At 66.1% G+C, this 17,050-nt stretch carries 15 protein-coding genes and 1 riboswitch; of the genes, 9 read left to right on the top strand and 6 right to left on the bottom strand.

What is annotated here, in order from left to right; all coding sequences use genetic code 11:
• Positions 1 to 69 precede the first annotated feature (69 nt).
• The 3 genes from DDZ17_RS07255 to cobS all read right to left on the bottom strand — a co-directional run bounded on the left by DDZ17_RS07255 (position 70) and on the right by cobS (position 3,713).
• On the bottom strand, positions 70 to 1,944 hold the full coding sequence (locus DDZ17_RS07255; RefSeq protein ID WP_116365338.1) for a TonB-dependent receptor plug domain-containing protein: 1,875 nt from the start codon (positions 1,942 to 1,944) through the stop codon (positions 70 to 72).
• A gap of 104 nt (positions 1,945 to 2,048) precedes the next feature.
• Positions 2,049 to 2,225, bottom strand: a riboswitch (cobalamin riboswitch).
• Positions 2,225 to 2,896: a histidine phosphatase family protein gene (locus DDZ17_RS07250; RefSeq protein WP_116365336.1), complete on the bottom strand. Its 672-nt coding sequence runs from the start codon at positions 2,894 to 2,896 to the stop codon at positions 2,225 to 2,227. (Overlaps the previous riboswitch by 1 nt.)
• A 4-nt stretch (positions 2,897 to 2,900) precedes the next feature.
• A complete protein-coding gene (gene cobS / locus DDZ17_RS07245) occupies positions 2,901 to 3,713 on the bottom strand; it encodes an adenosylcobinamide-GDP ribazoletransferase (RefSeq protein ID WP_206613474.1) in 813 nt (270 codons plus the stop codon).
• A 19-nt stretch (positions 3,714 to 3,732) separates the two neighbouring features.
• Here cobS and DDZ17_RS07240 point away from each other — a divergent pair, with 19 nt between their 5' ends.
• From DDZ17_RS07240 to DDZ17_RS07215, 6 genes are all read left to right on the top strand, one after another.
• Entirely contained in the window at positions 3,733 to 4,230 is a 498-nt protein-coding gene (locus tag DDZ17_RS07240; protein WP_241505811.1) for a DUF501 domain-containing protein, read from the top strand.
• 150 nt (positions 4,231 to 4,380) lie between these two features.
• Entirely contained in the window at positions 4,381 to 6,393 is a 2,013-nt protein-coding gene (locus DDZ17_RS07235) for a tetratricopeptide repeat protein (protein WP_116365332.1), read from the top strand.
• An 11-nt stretch (positions 6,394 to 6,404) separates the two neighbouring features.
• Positions 6,405 to 6,833 carry a hypothetical protein gene (locus tag DDZ17_RS07230; protein ID WP_157976517.1) on the top strand — a complete coding sequence of 143 codons (429 nt, stop codon included), beginning with the start codon at positions 6,405 to 6,407 and terminating at the stop codon, positions 6,831 to 6,833.
• A gap of 3 nt (positions 6,834 to 6,836) precedes the next feature.
• On the top strand, positions 6,837 to 7,436 hold the full coding sequence (locus tag DDZ17_RS07225) for a YigZ family protein (RefSeq protein ID WP_116365329.1): 600 nt from the start codon (positions 6,837 to 6,839) through the stop codon (positions 7,434 to 7,436).
• A 9-nt stretch (positions 7,437 to 7,445) separates the two neighbouring features.
• On the top strand, positions 7,446 to 8,402 hold the full coding sequence (locus DDZ17_RS07220) for an XdhC family protein (RefSeq protein WP_116365327.1): 957 nt from the start codon (positions 7,446 to 7,448) through the stop codon (positions 8,400 to 8,402).
• A 60-nt stretch (positions 8,403 to 8,462) separates the two neighbouring features.
• Positions 8,463 to 9,020 carry a nucleotidyltransferase family protein gene (locus DDZ17_RS07215; protein ID WP_170150173.1) on the top strand — a complete coding sequence of 186 codons (558 nt, stop codon included), beginning with the start codon at positions 8,463 to 8,465 and terminating at the stop codon, positions 9,018 to 9,020.
• A gap of 7 nt (positions 9,021 to 9,027) precedes the next feature.
• On the opposite strand, the gene DDZ17_RS07210 is transcribed toward DDZ17_RS07215, so the two are convergent.
• Both DDZ17_RS07210 and DDZ17_RS07205 read right to left on the bottom strand, forming a co-directional pair.
• Positions 9,028 to 9,432, bottom strand: a complete 405-nt coding sequence (locus DDZ17_RS07210) for a nuclear transport factor 2 family protein (protein WP_116365323.1) — start codon at positions 9,430 to 9,432, stop codon at positions 9,028 to 9,030.
• Positions 9,433 to 9,443: 11 nt separating this feature from the next.
• Positions 9,444 to 11,849, bottom strand: coding sequence for a S9 family peptidase (locus tag DDZ17_RS07205; RefSeq protein ID WP_116365321.1), 2,406 nt, complete (start codon positions 11,847 to 11,849; stop codon positions 9,444 to 9,446).
• A gap of 124 nt (positions 11,850 to 11,973) precedes the next feature.
• On the opposite strand from DDZ17_RS07205, the gene DDZ17_RS07200 reads away from it, so the two are divergent.
• The 3 genes from DDZ17_RS07200 (at position 11,974) to DDZ17_RS07190 (ending at position 15,838) form a co-directional block, all read left to right on the top strand.
• Positions 11,974 to 13,026, top strand: coding sequence for a 3-deoxy-7-phosphoheptulonate synthase (locus DDZ17_RS07200; RefSeq protein WP_116365319.1), 1,053 nt, complete (start codon positions 11,974 to 11,976; stop codon positions 13,024 to 13,026).
• 134 nt (positions 13,027 to 13,160) lie between these two features.
• Positions 13,161 to 14,018 (top strand): LLM class F420-dependent oxidoreductase, encoded by an 858-nt coding sequence (locus DDZ17_RS07195; RefSeq protein WP_116365317.1) that lies wholly within the window; start codon positions 13,161 to 13,163, stop codon positions 14,016 to 14,018.
• A gap of 77 nt (positions 14,019 to 14,095) precedes the next feature.
• On the top strand, positions 14,096 to 15,838 hold the full coding sequence (locus tag DDZ17_RS07190) for a mechanosensitive ion channel family protein (RefSeq protein WP_157976516.1): 1,743 nt from the start codon (positions 14,096 to 14,098) through the stop codon (positions 15,836 to 15,838).
• Here the strand turns inward: DDZ17_RS07190 and DDZ17_RS07185 are convergent.
• The gene (locus DDZ17_RS07185; RefSeq protein ID WP_157976515.1) at positions 15,832 to 16,908 is read right to left on the bottom strand and encodes a DUF481 domain-containing protein; all 1,077 of its coding nucleotides are present in this window, start codon (positions 16,906 to 16,908) and stop codon (positions 15,832 to 15,834) included. The genes DDZ17_RS07190 and DDZ17_RS07185 overlap by 7 nt on opposite strands.
• Between the last annotated feature and the right edge of the window lie 142 nt (positions 16,909 to 17,050).

Here is a 17,050-nt window from a genome sequence, read left to right as displayed (position 1 = left end):
TGCGTTGGTTTTGGAAGGCGTAGTGTGTTGCTTGTCGTGAGCCGTTTGTAAAAAGCGTAGCGCGCAGGTTTAAAAGGCGTAGCGCACGCCCGCATAGGCCGCGGCGCCGGCGGTGTGGTAGCCGCGCACCTCCTGGTAGTCCTCATCCAGCAGGTTTTCCACCCGGCCGTACACTTCAAGTCCGCGCCACAGGGTGTAGCTCGCATTGAGGTCGATAACCTCGTAGTCGTCCAGCGCCTGGCCATCGGTGTCCAGGGCGTCGCGGGCGGCGCGCAGGTGCAGCGCCAGCATCAGGCTGCCGCCCAGGGGCTGCCAGCTCAGGCTCAGGTTGCCCAGGTGTTCGGGCCGGCGCAGGCGGGTGGAGCCCTCGGCGTTTTCGGTGTCGTTGTAGGTGTAGTTGGCGATCACGGTGAACGCCTCGCCCAGCGGCACCTGGGCAGCCAGCTCCACACCCTGGGAATCGCTCTCGCCGCCGTCCTGCAGGTAGCCGGAGTAGGTGTCCAGGTCGAAGTAAATGGCGTCGGAGACGCGCTGGTCAAACCAGGTGGCTTCCAGGTAGAGCCCGTCGTCGTTGGCCCACACCAGGCCCAGGTCATAGCCGGCGCTTTCCTCGGCGTCCAGGCTTACCATGGATGCGGGCGGGTAGGCGAAACTGCCGGCGTTATAGGCGATTTCGTACAGGCTGGGGGCGCGAAAGCCGGTGCCGTAGGTACCCTTGAACTTCAGCTCGCCGCCGCCCATGGCCACCACATAGGCACCGCTGGCGCGCCAGGTGGTGTAGCTGCCGAAATCATCGTTGTCGTCGTAGCGGGCGCCGGCGGTGATGAACAGGGCATCGGCAAAGCCGCCCTGGTATTCGACGAAATAACCGGTCTGGTCGCGCGCGCGGTCGAAGGTGCCATCGTCGATGGACTCGCTCAGGCGCTCGGCGCCGTACACCAGGCGCAGGCTGTCACTGGCGGCAAAGTTGCCGAGGTAGCTGAGTTTGTCCAGGCTCCCGTCGGCGCCAAAGCTCGGTTGGCCCTCGGCGTAGTTCTGGCGCTGGGTGTCGTTGCCGGTGTAGGCCAGTTCGTGGCCAAAGTGCCCGGCCTGGTAGTTGATGGCGGTGCGCCAGGCGTCCTGTTCGTAGCTGCCATCGCAATCGTTGGTGATGGCAAAGGTGACTACGTTATTGCATTGGTCGTACTGGCTGTCGCCTTCGGTATTGCGCGCCACCACTTCCAGGCGCAAATCCTCGGTAACGTTCCAGCCCAGGCGGCCGTGCAGGGTGGTGTTGTCATAGCCGTCGTCATCGCGCAGGTTAGTGTCGGCGCTGTGGGCATTGAAGCCGTCAGTTGAGTAGTCCGACGCCGTCAGGGCGAAATCCACCTGCTCGTTGCCGCCGCCGATATCCGCCACCAGCTGGCGGGTGCCGTAGCGGCCGCCCTCGGCGCTCACCACGCCCTGCAGGCCGGGTTCGCCACGGCGGGTGGAGATGCTCACCACGCCGCCGGCATCGGCGCCGTACATCAGGCCCTGGGGGCCGCGCAGGACTTCCACCCGCTGCACACCGGCGCTGAGGATGTTCTCAAAGCGCGGCCCGTGCTGCGGGGCGGAGGTGTCAGACACGTCGATGCCGTCGATATAGGCCTTGGTGCGGTAGCCCTCTTCGCCGCGAATACGCAGGGCGGTGGTCTGGCCGGCGCCCCCGGTATTGCTGACCGCGATACCGGGCTGGGCACGCAGTACGTCGAACAGGGAATCAAAACCCTGGTGCTCAATGTCCCGGGCGGTGATCACCGACACCGAGGTGCCCACCTGGCGCAGGGGCATGGGCACGCGGGATGAGGTGACAATGACCTCTTCCAGCCGGTAATCGGAACGCGCTTGCTGTGGGGGTGCTGCAACAGCGGCGTGCAGGTGGGGTGTGATGGCCAACAGGGCCAGCGGCAGCAGTGGTTTCATGGTGAATCCTCAATAGCCAGTGTGATAGTGGCGACTGAGGGAGGGGGATCAGGGCACACGGCATCAACAGCGTGCCGGACAACCTCGCATGAAGCCCTCCGCTCCATCGTTGTGCGCACCAGGCAGGTATCGGGCTTACAGCAGCAGGGCTGATTACCGTTGCGGGGGCAGCGGTGGAACTGGGCGGGCTGAGCCGCCGTGACCACACTTCCCATTTAACCTGCCCAGCCTTCGACGCTGTTGCTGTCGGGGCGGCAGGCACCTGGCACGGGCGGCCACTCTAGTTCCCGCCCGGGGCCTTGTCAAACGGCCCGGCAGGCGCCTGCCAGGGGGCGCAGTGGGCGGGGCTGGTATCAAACAGGCGCTCGGGGCCAAGGCCGTTCAGCAGGCAGGCCAAAGCCCGCAGCGAGCCGGCGTGGGCCACCACCAGGGCCGGCGGCGCGCCGGCGGCAAGCCACTCGGCATGCCAGTCGGCAACGCGGCCAAACAGCGCCAGGCCGCTTTCGCCGCCGGGGGGCGCGGTGTGCAGCCAGTGCTGGCCCCAGTGGGCGAGGGCGGCTTCCTGCTCGCGGTGCAGGGCGTCCCAGCTGCGCCCCTCCCAGGCGCCAAACGACAGCTCGCGCAGGCGCGCGTCGTAGCAAACGTTTAGGGGCTGGGCGCCAAGTAGCGGGGCGTCCAGCAGCGGGGCCAGGGTCTGGCGGGCGCGCAGCAGGTCGCTGCAGTACACCCGCTGCGGCAGGGGCTGGGACAGGAGCTGGCGCTCGGGCTCGGGCAGGGGCCCGTGCAGGGGGCCGTGCAGGGGGCCGTGCAGCGAAAGCGCCCAGCGGCCTGCCAGGGCGCGGGCGGCGCGCCGGCCGGGTTCATCCAGCGGCATATCGCGCTGGCCCAGGCAGGTGCCAGCGGGGGCGCTGCAGGTGGCGTGGCGCAACAGCAGCAGGGTGGGGCGTGGCACCGGGTCAGCCAGGTGTGGCGGCGAGCACCAGGTACACCGCCAGCTCGGCCAGCTGGTTGCCGGCCCCCAGGGTATCGCCGGTAATGCCGCCAATCTGGCGCTGGCAGTGCCAGCGCCACAGGGCGATCAGCGCCACCACAGCCAGTGCGATGGCGCCCGGGGCTGTGCCCTCAAGCACCACCAGCACCAGCAGGCTGAAGCCGGTGGCCGCCAGCAGGCGCGGCCCTGTCACGCCCCCCACCAGCGGTTTGCCGGTGCCTTCGCTGCGCACATAGGCGGTGGTGGCAATCAGCGGCAGCGCGGCCCAGCGACCCAGCACCTGGCCAAGGATCAGGGCGGCGGGAACGCTCGCCGGTGGCAGGGCGCTGAGCAGCGCAAACTTCAGCAGCAGGGCCATCACCAGCGCCAGCGCGCCGTAGGTGCCAAGGCGGCTGTCTTTCATGATGCGCAGCTTGTCGTCCACCGACCAGCCGCCCCCCAGTCCGTCGGCGGTATCGGCCAGGCCATCCTCGTGGAAGCCGCCGGTCAGCAGAAGCATGGCGGCCATGGCCAGCAGCGCGGCGATATCGCTGTGCCAGTACTGGGTAGCCCCGGCGTAAATCAGCGCACCCAGGCTGCCTACCAGCAAACCCACCAGCGGAAAGTAGGCCGACGAGCGGGTCAGGGCGGCATCCTGCCAGGGGCTGGCGGGCAAGGGGATGCGGGTGAGGAAGGTAACGGCGCAGTGACAGGCCTGCCACTCGCGCTGCCACAGGGAGGTGGGGCCGCTGTTCATGGTCATCCCGGGGGTGGTCGCGTAGAATCGGGCGCCCACCATACAAGAGAGCCCCCGACAGGTGAAGCCGGACGCCGGGCAGATCGCCCACATCACCCAATTGCTGGGCCGCGAGCCACGCGGCCTGGAAGCCGTGGCGGTGGCCGATGACAAGGGCCAGCCCCGGGTGATCCGGGTGGCGTCGCTGGTGGATGGCAAGCCCTTTCCCACCCTGTTCTGGCTGGTGGATGCCGCGCTCAGTTACCGCATTGACCGGGTGGAAGCGGCGGGCCTGATCGCCCACCTGCAGGCGCAGGTGGATGACAGCGCCGACCTGCAGGCCGCCATGGCTGCCGATCACCGTGCCCATATTGCCCTGCGGGCGCAGTACATGACGCCCGATATCCGCGCCGAGATCGAGCGCCTGGGCTTTGCCACCGTGTTTACCCAGCGCGGTATTGGCGGCATCGAGGACTTCACCCGTATTCGCTGCCTGCACACCTGGTACGCCGCCCACCTGGTGGCGCCCAACACCATCGGCACCCTGGTGGATGAGCATTTTGCCGGCCAGTGGGACTGACAAGGCCGCGCCGCTGGCTTGCCCGGCCTTCGATATGGCTTACACTAGCCACTGAGGCAGCAGCCATTACGTCCGCAGTGGCGGTATCGGGGGAGATGTGGCACACGCCATTGCAGTTGTTGTTCCAGCGCGCCGCAGAGCGGGTGGTGCATGAGGGTTCCCACCATGGATGCGCGCCAGTTCATTGCCGAATTGAAAACCCGGGGCGTGTATCGCACCGCCGCCCTGTATTGCGCCGGCGCCTGGGCGCTGTTGCAGGTGGCCGACCTGTTCTTTCCCATTCTCGGGCTGCCGGACGAGTCGGTTACTCTGGTGCTGGTGGCCGCGGGTATCGGCTTTTTCCCGGCCATGCTGCTGGCCTGGTGGTTCGACCTGACCCCGGAGGGCGTGGTGAGCGGCTCCGTTGCCGCCAACAGCGGCGTGCGCCAGGCCCCGGCATCCGCCCCCCACATTCTGGAGTTGGGCATGATCCTGGCGCTGGTGGTCTCAGTGGGGTATCTCTACATCGAGCGGCTACAGGACGATGGCGCTACTGCGCCGCCGCGCGCCGCGCCGGGCGAGCGCCCGTCCATTGCCGTTATGCCATTCGTCAACATGAGCGACAGCGGCGACATGGCCTATCTGGGCGACGGCGTGGCGGAGGAAATCCTCAACCTGCTGGCCCGCCTGAACGAACTGAATGTGGCCGCGCGCACCTCGTCGTTTTTCTTTCGTGACGCCAATCCGGATCTCAAGCAGGTGGCCCAGTCCCTTGGCGTGGGTCACATCCTCGAGGGCAGCGTGCGCCGCGACGGCGAACAGGTGCGGGTGAGCGCCCAACTGATTGATACCGTCACCGGCTTCCAGGTGTGGTCCAGCACTTACGACCGGCATGTGGGGGGGCTGCTGGCCCTGCAGGAAGACATTGCCCGCCAGGTGGTGGACTCGTTGCAGGTAGTGCTGTCCGATAGCGCCCGCCAGCGCCTGGACCAGCCGGTGGACATCGACCCCGCCGCCTATGACTTTTACCTGCGCGGGCGCGACTTTTTGCGCCAGCAGGCCGACGAGGCCAACCTGAGTACGGCGGTGGCCCTGTTTGAGCGGGCGCTGGCCATTTCGCCGTCATTTGCCGCGGCCTGGGCCGGGGTGTGCGACGGCGTGCTGGGGCGCTACGTGCAAACCCTGAGCACCGCGGATTTCCAACGCGCCGATGCCGCCTGCCAGCAGGCCCTGAATCTGGATGCCAACGCCATCCCGGTGTATGTCTCCCAGGGCAACCTGTACCGGGTATCCGGCCGCTATGAGGAATCCCTGGCGGCTTTCTCCCGCGGGTTGGCGCTGGCGCCCGCCACGGTGGAGGCCTATCTCGGCCGGGGCAAAACCCACGCCGCCATGGGCGAGGGCCCGGCGGCAGTGGCGGATTTCGACAAGGCCATACAACTGCAGCCCAACTACTGGCGCGCCTATAACGAACTGGGCACCTTCTACTTTACACGCGGCGATTACCTGAGCGCCCTGCCGCTGCTGGAAAAGGTCGCCGAGTTCAACCCCGACAGTGACACCACCTTTCACAACCTTGGGTCCATGTACTACATGCTCGGCAGGGTGGAGGAGGCCAGCCGGGCCTGGTCGCGCTCGGTGGAGCTGACGCCCTCGGCCGAGACCCTGTCCAACCTCGGCTCGGCCCTGTTTTACAGCGGAGACTTCAGCGGCGCCGCGCAGCGTTACCGCCAGGCGATAGCGCTGGCGCCGGACAACTACCGTTACTGGGGCAACCTGGGCGAGGCCCTGCGCTTTCTGGACGACCAGGCGCCAGAACGCAAGCAGGCCTTTGAGCGGGCCATTGCGCTGGCCGAAGAGGTGGTCCAGGTTAACCCCAGCGAGCCCCTGCCCAGGGCCATGCTGGCCAGCTACCAGGCCCAACTGGGCAGCCGCCGCGCGGCCCTGGCCTACCTCAAGCCCCTGCACCAGACCGGTGACCAGCCCATCAGTGTGCTTTACTACATGGCAATGGCGAGCGATATGCTCGGCATGGACGGGCTTGCGCTGGACGCCCTGGCGCAGGCGGTTGAGCTGGGCTATCCGCCACACCTGCTGGCCATGGACGCCAACTTCGCCGACTTGCGCAGCGAGCCGCGGTTTACCAATCTGCTTCCCGCCGGGAAGGAAAAAAAGCAGCAATAGGGAGAATCAGGATGACAACAACAACACACGCAAAGGCAGTGGCGCTGGCGTTGGTGGTGAGCTCGGGGCTGCTGGTGGCCTGCAGCCACACGCCGGAGTTCAAGCCCGCCCGCGAATACAAGGCGGTAAAAGTGCTGTTCGACAAGCGCGGCTGCCCGGTAAAGGTCACCCCCGAGCAGCCGCTGGTGCTCTCTCGCAAGGCTCTGGATGGGGTGGAATGGGAAGCCACTGGCCCCGGCTCGTCAGACATTACCGTGTACTTTGACCCCTTCCAGCAGGCATCGCCGGAGCAGTTCCTGCAGCGCGGCAAGGTGGTCAGAAGCGGCCCGGTGGCGGCCATGGCCCCGGCCACTGAGGCCGGCATCGAGTACAAATACACCATCGTGGCCAAGGACTGCCCCCAGGCGCCGCTGGACCCGCTGATTATCGTCAAGAACTGAGCGGTGCCCTACGCGGTTGTCACCGGCACCACCGAGTGTGAACACGTTGAGAAAAAGAGCCGCTTTATCGCCCGCATTCAGGCGGTGAGCAGCCGCGACGACGTCAACCTGGCAGTGGCCAGGGCGCGTGCCGACTATCCCGATGCGCGCCACCACTGCTGGGCCTACCTGCTGGGGCAGCCCCGGGATGCCCGCAGCGCCGGCATGAACGACGACGGCGAGCCCGCCGGCACCGCCGGCAAACCGATACTCAATGTGCTGCAGCATGGCCACCTTGGCGACGTGCTGGTGATTGTCGTCCGCTATTTTGGCGGCGTGAAACTCGGCGCCGGCGGGCTGGTGCGCGCCTACAGCGCCGCCGCCCAGCAGGCCCTGGACGCGGCGCCCTGCGCCCGGGTGCAGGCCATGACCGCCTGGCGTGCCGAAGGTGACTTTGCCTGCGAGCAGGTGCTGCGCCACTGGCTGGCGGGGCAGGGCGGCGAGGTGAGCGCGGTGGCATACAGCAACACCGTTCGCCTTGAGCTGCGCATACCCGAGGCCAGCGGCGCCGAACTCGCGGCCCTGTGCGCGGCCCATCGCATTGCACTGGCGGAACTGCTTTAATCGCATCCCATGAGGGCACTGGACTGGGAAGTACTGGAGGCGGCCCGGGACTGGCTGCGCGCCGGTGCCGGCAGCTGGCTGTGCACCATCGTTAGCGCGGTGGGTTCGTCGCCGCGCCCGCTGGGTACCCTGCTGGCCTGCAACGAACGCGGCGAGCAGCGCGGGTCCCTGTCGGGCGGTTGCATCGAGGACGACCTGCTGGAGCGCATCGCCGGCAACACCATGCCCGCCGGGCGCGCCCACCTGATCCCCTACGGCGTGACCGCCGAGCAGAACGAACGCCTGGGCCTGCCCTGCGGCGGGCGCCTGCAGGTACTGGTGCAGCGCCTGCAGGCGGATGACACCGACTGGCTGGATGCGCTGCTGCTGGCCCTGTCACAGCGCCGCTGCCTGCGCCGCGAGGTGAACCTGCACAGCGGCCAGACCCTGCTGCGCCAGGTGGCCGGCTTTGCCCCGCTGGTGCTCACCGTAGAGCGCCTGATCCAGACCCTGGGTCCGCGCCAGCGCCTGTTGCTGGTGGGGGCTGGCCAGCTCAGCCAGTCGCTGGCGGAACTGGCCCTGGCCATGGACTACGAAGTGCTGGTGTCGGACCCGCGCGAGCGCGCGCGGCAGCAGTGGCAGGGGCCCCGGGTGCCGCTGATTCCCGGCATGCCCGACGACGCCGTGCGCGAACACATCACCGACCCCCACAGCATTGTGATCACCCTCACCCACGACCCGCGCATCGACGACATGGCGCTGATGGAAGCGCTGGCCAGCCCGGCCTGGTATGTGGGGGCGCTGGGCTCCGAGCGCACCACGCAAAAGCGCATTGAGCGGCTGCACCAGTTGGGCCTGAGTGAGCGCCAGGTGCAGGCCCTGCACGCGCCGGTGGGGCTGGATATCGGCAGTAAAACCCCGCTGGAAATTGCCGTGTCCATCATGGCCCAGCTCACCGCCCTGCAGCGCAGGCGGGCCAATCAGTGAGCACGGCGGTGAGCGCTGCTGTGAACGCGGCTTTGAGTACTCTGCTTTGAGAACCCATCTTTGAACGTTGGCGCTATGGTGCTGGCCGCCGGCAGGGGCCAGCGTTTTGGTGCCGACAAGCGGCTGGCACTGTACCGCGGCAGGCCATTACTGGAGATTGTGGTGGGCACCATTCGCGAGGCCGGCCTGCCCCTGCGGGTGTGCCTGAAGCCGGACGACAGCCAGTGCGAACAACTGCTGAGCGAACTCGGGGTAGGGTACTGCTACTGCCCGGAGGCCCGCCACGGCATGGGCCACACGCTGGCCCAGGGCATCCAGCGCATGCCCGACTGGGACGCCACTCTGATCGCCCTGGCCGATATGCCCTGGATTGCGCCCGACAGCCTTCGCCAGCTGGCCGACGCCGCCCACAGCGAGGCCATTGTGGCGCCCATTCACGCCGGGCAGCGCGGCCACCCGGTGGCCTTTGGCCGGCGCTTTTACAGCGCCCTGGCGCAGCTGGAAGGGGACGAGGGCGCGCGCGGCGTCATCCAGCAGCACGCCGATGCACTGCAACTGATGCCGCTGGCCGACCCGGGCGTGCTGCGCGACGCCGACCGCCCGCAGGATCTGCACTGAGCCGCGTTTAGCCCTGGCAGGGCAGGTCCTGGGTCCACACCACGTTGAGGTCGCGCGAGGTGTAGCGGTAGTGGCCGCCGACATCCTCGATCACGTCCTGGTAGCGAATGCCCATGTCCAGCTTGCGGGCCACGCCGTCTTTTTCGTAGATGTGCGACGCCACGCACCAGGTTTCGCCGGTGTAGATGGCGTTGTGCCACTCGCCGATCTGGTTGCCCACCATGTGCAACGTGGCGCTGTACTGGCGCAAAAACTCCAGGTTGGTGACAAACTCCTGCAGGCTGTTGGCACCAAAGCCGGGGCCCTTCTGGGTGAACTCGGGTGTCATGATTTCCGCCATGCGGGAGAATTCGCGGTCGTCGACGAACTTGGCGTAGCGGGCCGCCAGCAGGCGGGGAATGTCGGTGTCCATAGTGTGCTCTCTTATTTCAGGTTGTTTTCCATCAGGCGGAAGATGCGTCGGTATTCATCCAGCCAGGACTCCGCGTTCACAAAGCCGTGGGGGTCGAGGGGGTAAATGGCCATCTCGAAATCCGGTTTTTTCAGCTCCAGCAGGCGCTGCACCATCAGTACCGAGTCCTGGAAGAAGACATTGTCGTCCTGCATGCCAGAGGCAATGAGCAAGGGGTTCTTCAGGCCCGCCACGTGGTTGATGGGCGAGCTGCGCTGGTAGGCCTCGGGGTCGATCAGGGGCGTGTTCAGAATGCGCCGGGTGTAGTCGTTTTCGTAGTGCATCCAGTCCGCCACCGGGCGCAGGGCGGCCCCGGCGGCAAAGGCATCCGGCGCGCGGAACAGGGCCATGAAGGTCATAAAGCCGCCGTAGGAGCCGCCGTAGATACCCACGCGCTCCCGGTCCACCCCGTGGTGCTGTACCAGGTAGTCGATGCCATCCAGATAGTCCTCCAGTTCCGGGTGGCCCATCTGCCGGTAGATGCTGGTGCGCCAGTCGCGGCCATAGCCCTCGGAGGCACGGTAGTCCATGTCCAGCACCACGTAGCCGGCCTCGTTGAGCAGGGTGTGGAACATGAACTCGCGGAAATAATAGGGCCAGCCCATGTGGGCGTTCTGGGTGTAGCCGGCGCCGTGAACGAACATCACCGCCGGGTAGGTTTTGGCGGGGTCATGATCCTTCGGCAGGTAGAGCTTGGAGTAGATCGGCCGGTCCACGTGCGAGGAGGGCACCTCGACAATCTCCGGCACCGTCCAGTCGATGGCGCTGTAGCGCGCCGACACCGTATCGGTGAGCTGGCGCAGCTCGCCGCTGCCGTCACTGTTGCCGAGATACAGGTCGGCGTGGCGGTCAAACCAGGAGCGCGACACCAGCACCTTGCTGCCATCGGGTGACAGGGTGAACTGGCTGACGCCGTCGATGTCGGCCACCCGCTGCAACTCGCCGCCGGCCAGTGGCACCCGATAGATCTGGTAGTTGCCCGGGTGGGCGCGATTGGATACCACCCAGGCGTACTGTGACGCCGGACCAATGACCGGCTCGCGCACCACGAACTTGCCGCTGGTGAGGGCTTTGGCGCGCCGCTCGGCAACGCCCTTGGTGTACAGGTGGGAATAGCCGCTTTCCTCCGATAGGTACCACAGTGTCTGGCTGTCGGGCAGCCAGCCGAAGGCGTTGTATTCCCAGTTGATCCAGGCCTCGTCACTCAGGCGGTGTTGCAGGCGCGGCGCGCCCGGCCCGCTGGCGCCCGGCCCGCTTGCTTCTGGCTCCAAAGTCACCAGCCAGCGGTCCTTGAAGTCGTTGGCGATAAACTGCAAGGCCAGGTGCCGTCCGTCGGGGCTGAAGGCCATGCCACTGACGGAGACATCGCGCTGCGCGGGCGCCTCCAGCGCCTTTTTGACCTGGGCCTCGTCGGCGCCCTGTTCGACATGCCAGGCAAGGGCGGATTTGCGCAGCGCCGCCAGCGGGTCGCTGTCGATGCCGGGCAGACTGGTGATGTCCACCGGGCTGACCGTGCCGGTTGCCAGTTGCACCAGCAGCACCTGCTGCGGCAGCTGGGTGTTGCGGCCCACCCGCGAGCGCACTTCGCGCACGGCCACGTAGCCATCGGCGGTCACGTAGTTGGGCATGCTGCCCTTGCGGCCGCTATCGCCGTCCTTGTCGGTGACCACCAGGGCCAGCACATCCCCAGCGGGGGAGAGCTGGCGATCCAGAATGCGGTAGCCATCGCCAAGGAAAACCGGCGCCGGGCGCAGGTCGCGCGCGCGGTCATCGGCCCGTTCGGCGGCGTCGCGGCGCAGGTTTTCCGCCACGGTGCGGTAGTTGCGCAGGTGGTGTTCGCGCAGGGGGTCGAAATCCGCCGCGGCGTCCGGGTCGTCGGCCTCACGCAGGTCGGTCACCTGGTTCACGGCGCCGGTGGCCACGGCCAGGGCGTAAAACTGGCCGTCGCGGGCAAAGAACAGGCGGCTGCCGTCGGCGCTAAAACCCAGGTGGCTTTCGTCGGCGGCGGTGCCGGTCACGCGGCGCACCCGGCCGCTGCCCAGATCCTTGAGGAAGACATCTCCCCGGCGCAGCCAGGCCACGGCGCTGCGCTGGCGGTTGTAGACTTTGCCGCCGCCGCTGTCTTCGGGGCTCGCGGTTTCCGGCAGTGGCTCGGCGCTGCCGGTGGCGAGGTCGATGCGGTACAGGTCGCGGTAGTCCTCGCCGCTGCGTTTTTGCTGGTAGTACACGCGGGTACCGTCGTCGCCCCAGTAGGGCGCTTGCGGAGCGTGGCCGATCCAGTCCGGGTCGGACATGACCAACTCCAGGGTGGGGGGCTCGGCGGCCTGGGCAAGGCCGGCGCCAAGGCCCAGCAGGGCGGTGGCAATAAGGCGTTTCACGGGGGGGGGTTCTCCTTTGCTGTGGGGGCGCCTGCAGGCCCGCCGGGGCGATGGTATAGTAGCGGGCTGGCTTTCGCTGCCAACCCTATAGCAAGCATTCCCCTCGACTCAAGGCTGCCATGGTATGACCACCAACACCGACGACCTGCGTATTCGCAAGACCAAAGAGCTGGCTTCGCCCGAGCAACTGATCGCCGACATCCCGCCTTCAGACGCCGCCGCCGACTGCGTGCAGCAGGCGCGGCGCAGCATTCACGAGATTCTCAGCGGCGAAGACGACCGCCTGCTGGTGGTGGTTGGCCCCTGTTCCATCCACGACCCGGAGGCCGCCCGTGACTATGCCCGCCAGCTGAAGGCCGTGGCCGCCGATATTGCCGATGACGTGTTTGTGGTGATGCGGGTGTATTTTGAAAAGCCGCGCACCACGGTGGGCTGGAAGGGGCTGATCAACGACCCGGACCTCAACAACACCTTCCAGATCAACAAGGGCCTGCACCTGGCGCGCCAGCTGCTGCTGGATTTGGCGGAAATCGGCCTGCCCACCGGCACCGAGTACCTGGACCTGATCAGCCCCCAGTACTACGCCGACCTGGTGAGCTGGGGCGCCATTGGCGCGCGCACCACCGAAAGCCAGACCCACCGCGAGCTGGCCTCGGGCCTGTCCTGCCCGGTGGGTTTCAAGAACGCCACCGACGGCGACATCCAGGTGGCCATCGACGCCATCAAGTCCGCGTCCCAGCCCCACCACTTCCTGTCGGTTACCAAGCAGGGGCGCTCGGCAATTTTCCAGACCGCCGGCAACGAGGACTGCCACGTCATCCTGCGCGGCGGCAAGCACCCCAACTACGATATGTTCTCGGTGGACGACGCCAGCGAAATGCTGGGCAAGGCTGGCTTGGCGGCGCGCATCATGATCGACGCCAGCCACGCCAACAGCCGCAAGGTGCCCGCCCGCCAGGTGGATGTGGTGCGCGACATAGCCACCCAGGTGGCCCGGGGCAGCCGCAGCATTTTCGGTTTGATGATTGAGTCCAACCTGGTGGCGGGGCGCCAGGACGTGGTGGCCGGCCGCCCGTTGACCTACGGCCAGAGCATCACCGACCCTTGTATTAGCTGGGATGACACCGACCAGCTGCTGCGGGAACTGGCCGCCGCCGCCCGCGAACGCCGCGGCTGAGGCATTCGCCGGCCTGCCCCTCGGCGACAGGCACACTATGCTGAACCAGCCGGCCCCGGCACGGGCGCCGACTGGTGCGCGCGCTCCTCACGCAGTACATTCAGGGCATAACAAACCGACGTGAGGAAGCGCCCATGCACCTGGGTTTCAGTTCCATGAACACCGCCGACGACCCGGCCCCCGATTTGCTGGCTCGCACCCTGGAAGAGGCGGGCTTTGAATCCCTCTGGTACGGCGAGCACAGCCACATTCCCGTGGCGCGCACCACGCCCTATCCACCCGGTGGCGACCTGCCGGAACCCTACAAGAAGATGATGGACCCCTACGTGTCGCTGATGGCGGCCGCGGCGGTGACCCGCAAGTTGAAGATTGGCACCGGCATTGCCCTGCTGCTGGAGCGGGAGCTGTTCTCCCAGGCCAAAACCATTGCCACCCTCGATCGTCTCAGCAATGGCCGCGTGCTGATTGGCTGCGGCGTGGGCTGGAACGAAGAGGAATTTGAAAACGCCACCCACCTGCCCTGGAAGCGTCGCTACCTGGCCCTGAAGGAACTGGTGGCCGCCCAGCGCAACCTGTTCAACGACGCCGAGCCCGAGTATCACGGCGAGCTGATTGACTTCGACCCGGTGTGGTTTGAGCCCAAGCCTGTGCAGGCCGGTGGCCCGCCGGTGGTGTTTGGCGCTATGGGCCCGTTGGGCGTGCGCCACGCGGCCGAGTGGGCCGACGGCTGGATGCCGGTGGATGTGGCCATGCCCGATGTAAAGCAGGGCATTGCCGATTTTCGCGCCGCGGTGAGCGCCGCCGGGCGCGACCCCGACAAGGTGGAAATCACCCTGGTGGTCATGTCGCCGGTCACAGCCGACCTGCTCAAGTCCTACCGCGACATGGGCGTGCAGCGCTGCAACATTGGCGTTGGCGTGGAAAACTGGGATCGGCCGGAGATTGTCATGCCGATGATCGAGGAATTCGCCCGCATCATCCCCGAGCTCTGATCCCCCGCCGGCCGGGCCTATGCTACTGTAAGCCTTCGTGAACGGGGCGCATTCGCCCCGACAAGGGAGGTTCAGGTTTGGCGCTATTTTTACCGCGGTTGCGCAATGCCCTTGCCGTGGCGGCGGCGCTGCTGCTGTTGGCGGGCAGTGCCCGGGCCCAGGCACCGCTGGCTTCCACAGCGCCACCGACTACAACTTCGACCACAGCATCGGCATCGGTAACGGCCGACCTCGACGCCCTGGTCACCCAACTGGAGGCCGAGGTCGGCCAGATTCGTCTGTTGTCCGAGCGCCTGCAGCGGGCCACCGGCGATAGCCGCAACGCCCTGCTGTATCGCCGCGATTTACGCAGCCTGGATGTGGTGCGCCTGCTGGATCGCATCACGCCCCTGGTACTCGAACTGCCCGCCGAAGACCCGACGCGCAGCAACCTTGAACAGCGCATTCGCGGTGACCTGGCCGATGTCGGCCGCGCCGTTTACGACCGCCTGAAAGAGCTGGAACAGCGCATTGATGAGCAGCTGGCGCGAGTGGAGGAGGCCAGCGGCGTGGAGCGGGTAGAGCTTGAGGCCAACCTGGAAAGCCTGGAGCAGCTGCGCTTTCGCTATTACGAGGCGCTGATCGTGTATTCGCGCAATCGCGAGGACCACGGCCTGCCGCCATTGGAAGTGCTGCGCAACCTGCCGCAGGAGCTGTTCCAGTATGCCGAGACCCAGGTGGGCAAGGTGGAGTTTTCCACTGCGGCTATCGCCGCCCTGCGCCAGCGGCTAAAGGCGCGCCCGGACCAGCAGGACTTGGCCACGGCCCTGGATGAATTGCAGCTTGAGCAGGCCCGCTACATCGACGATTTGCGCATTGCCGTGGAGCTGATGGATCGCCTGGCCCTGGACAGCGCGCCCTATCGCACAGTAATTCTGCAGAAGGGCGATGTGGTGTCCATCAGCATGTTCGATTCCCACGTGCTGGCCGGCATGGTGCGCGACGGCTGGAAGAACCTGAAGTCCAGCATTGTTGAAAACGCCGCCGACGGTATTTTCCGCTTCCTGCTGTTTGTATCCACCCTGCTGCTGTTCTTCTGGTTTGCGCGGGGGCTCAAGCGGCTGATGCGCAAGGGGTTGGACCGCTCCAACCTGAAGATATCCAGCCTGCTGAAAGAGGTCCTTATTTCCGTGTCCGGCGGTGTGATGCTGGTCATGGGGTTGATGATGGCCCTGTCGCAGTTGGGTATCTCGCTGGGGCCGATGCTGGCGGGCCTGGGGGTTGCCGGCTTCATTGTCGGCTTTGCGCTGCAGGACACCCTGTCCAACTTTGCTTCCGGAGCGATGATCCTGCTCTACCGGCCCTATGACGTGAACGACTTCATTGAGGTATCCGGCGCCTCTGGGGTGGTCAAGAAGATGACGCTGGTATCCACCACCATCGCCACCTTCGACAACCAGGTGCTGGTGGTGCCCAACAACAAGATCTGGGGAGACGTGATCAAGAACGTCACCGCCCAGCGGGTGCGCCGGGTAGACCTGGTGTTCGGCATCAGCTACAGCGACAACATCGAACACACAGAGCAGGTGCTGCACGAGGTGGTGGCCGCCCACGACAAGGTGCTGCGCTCGCCAGAGCCGGTGATCAAGGTGCACACCCTCGGGGATTCCTCGGTCAACTTCATCGTGCGGCCCTGGGTGCGCACCGAGGATTACTGGGACGTGTACTGGGACCTGACCCGCGCGGTGAAACTGCGCTTTGACGCCGAGGGTATTTCCATTCCCTTCCCACAGCGCGATGTGCATGTCTATCCGGTGGAGCGCAGCGAGGGCGATCAGTAGGTCCAGCCGACGCCGGTGGTCACCCCGTAGTCCACGTTGCGGTCGGAGTCCGCCTGGTTGTCGTAGCTGCCAAAGGCGGTAATGTCCCAGTACAGATCGTTGATGATTTCCCAGCGAACGCGCAGGTCGCTGCTGCTGCGCAAGCGCCCGCTTTCGCTCAGGCTGGGGTACAGGCTCAGGGTAAAGCTGATGTCCATCTCCGGGTCGTCAAAGCGCCAGAAGCCGTATTCTCCGGAGAAAAAGGCTTCAACACTCTGGCGAGTACCTTCTTCCGTTCCCTCCTCTGTTAGCACCTGTAAGCCGGCGCCACCAGTGAGGCGGGTGCGATAGGTATCAATAAAATAGCGTCCGAGTCCGGCGCCAACCGACAGGCGATAGTCGACCCCCAGTTCATCGTTCTTTTCAAAGTTGCCATAGTAAGCCTGAAAGTACCTTGCCCGGCTGGTGGACCACACCTGCCGTGTCAAATCGATCTTGCTGCTCTGGCTACTGTCTTCCTCGGTATTGGTGAGGGTGGTGCGGGCGTTGATGCTGTTGCGCGAATGCTGGTCTTCGTAGCTGAGGGTGGTGTTCAGGGTGGTCTGCGCCACCGAGCTGGCCTTGGTGTAGGAGTAGCCGGCGGACAGATAGGCGTCGAAGCGATCCAGCCAGCGCTCTTCAATGGGCTCCAGCTCCACAATCTCCAGGTACTCTATGGTGTGGCTGCCATACAGATCCTTGATGGCCAACTCCCCCGGCCGTTCGCCGGGTTGCAGCTCGCCGTAGTAGCGCTGGCCGGTACTGGTGCGCACCTGGTAGTTGTACCGGCTGTCGATGCGGGCGATTTCCTGCCACTGGATGCTCACGCTGTCCATGGCGTCGGTGCCGAGCACCAGCAGGCCGGCGCTCATCGACTTGATTTCGCCCGTCACCCGGTCGCCGTTGTAGAGTGTGATGACGTCGGTTTTCTGGTGAACGTCGGATGCGCTTGCCGGCCAAGCCGTTAGCAGGCACAGGCAGGCCAGCAACAGGCCCGTCCTCACTGCCGGCCTCACGCCCGGCCGCCCTCGCCACAGATGTTTGATAGACACGTCAACCTTCCCTTGCGGTGCCACTGTTCCGATCATACTAGCGTATCGGCACCGCATCGGCGGGGGTATCAGATGTTGTACCAATCGCACAATGCCCGCGCCCTGCGCCGTGCAGTGTTGAAGCCAGCTTGCGCCAGGCAGT

The organism is Parahaliea mediterranea, from assembly GCF_003402235.1.
GTDB classification, from domain to species: Bacteria; Pseudomonadota; Gammaproteobacteria; order Pseudomonadales; family Halieaceae; genus Parahaliea; species Parahaliea mediterranea.
This window is presented reverse-complemented; position numbering and strand designations above follow the sequence as displayed.

What these genes read in the sequence shown, in the direction of transcription:
- DDZ17_RS07235 (WP_116365332.1), top strand. Translation starts at nt 4,381, where the DNA reads ATGAGGGTTCCCACCATGGATGCGCGCCAGTTCATTGCCGAATTGAAA.
- DDZ17_RS07195 (WP_116365317.1), top strand. Translation starts at nt 13,161, where the DNA reads ATGCACCTGGGTTTCAGTTCCATGAACACCGCCGACGACCCGGCCCCC.
- cobS (WP_206613474.1), bottom strand. Translation starts at nt 3,713, where the DNA reads ATGGTGGGCGCCCGATTCTACGCGACCACCCCCGGGATGACCATGAAC.
- DDZ17_RS07220 (WP_116365327.1), top strand. Translation starts at nt 7,446, where the DNA reads ATGAGGGCACTGGACTGGGAAGTACTGGAGGCGGCCCGGGACTGGCTG.
- DDZ17_RS07230 (WP_157976517.1), top strand. Translation starts at nt 6,405, where the DNA reads ATGACAACAACAACACACGCAAAGGCAGTGGCGCTGGCGTTGGTGGTG.
- DDZ17_RS07200 (WP_116365319.1), top strand. Translation starts at nt 11,974, where the DNA reads ATGACCACCAACACCGACGACCTGCGTATTCGCAAGACCAAAGAGCTG.
- DDZ17_RS07210 (WP_116365323.1), bottom strand. Translation starts at nt 9,432, where the DNA reads ATGGACACCGACATTCCCCGCCTGCTGGCGGCCCGCTACGCCAAGTTC.
- DDZ17_RS07255 (WP_116365338.1), bottom strand. Translation starts at nt 1,944, where the DNA reads ATGAAACCACTGCTGCCGCTGGCCCTGTTGGCCATCACACCCCACCTG.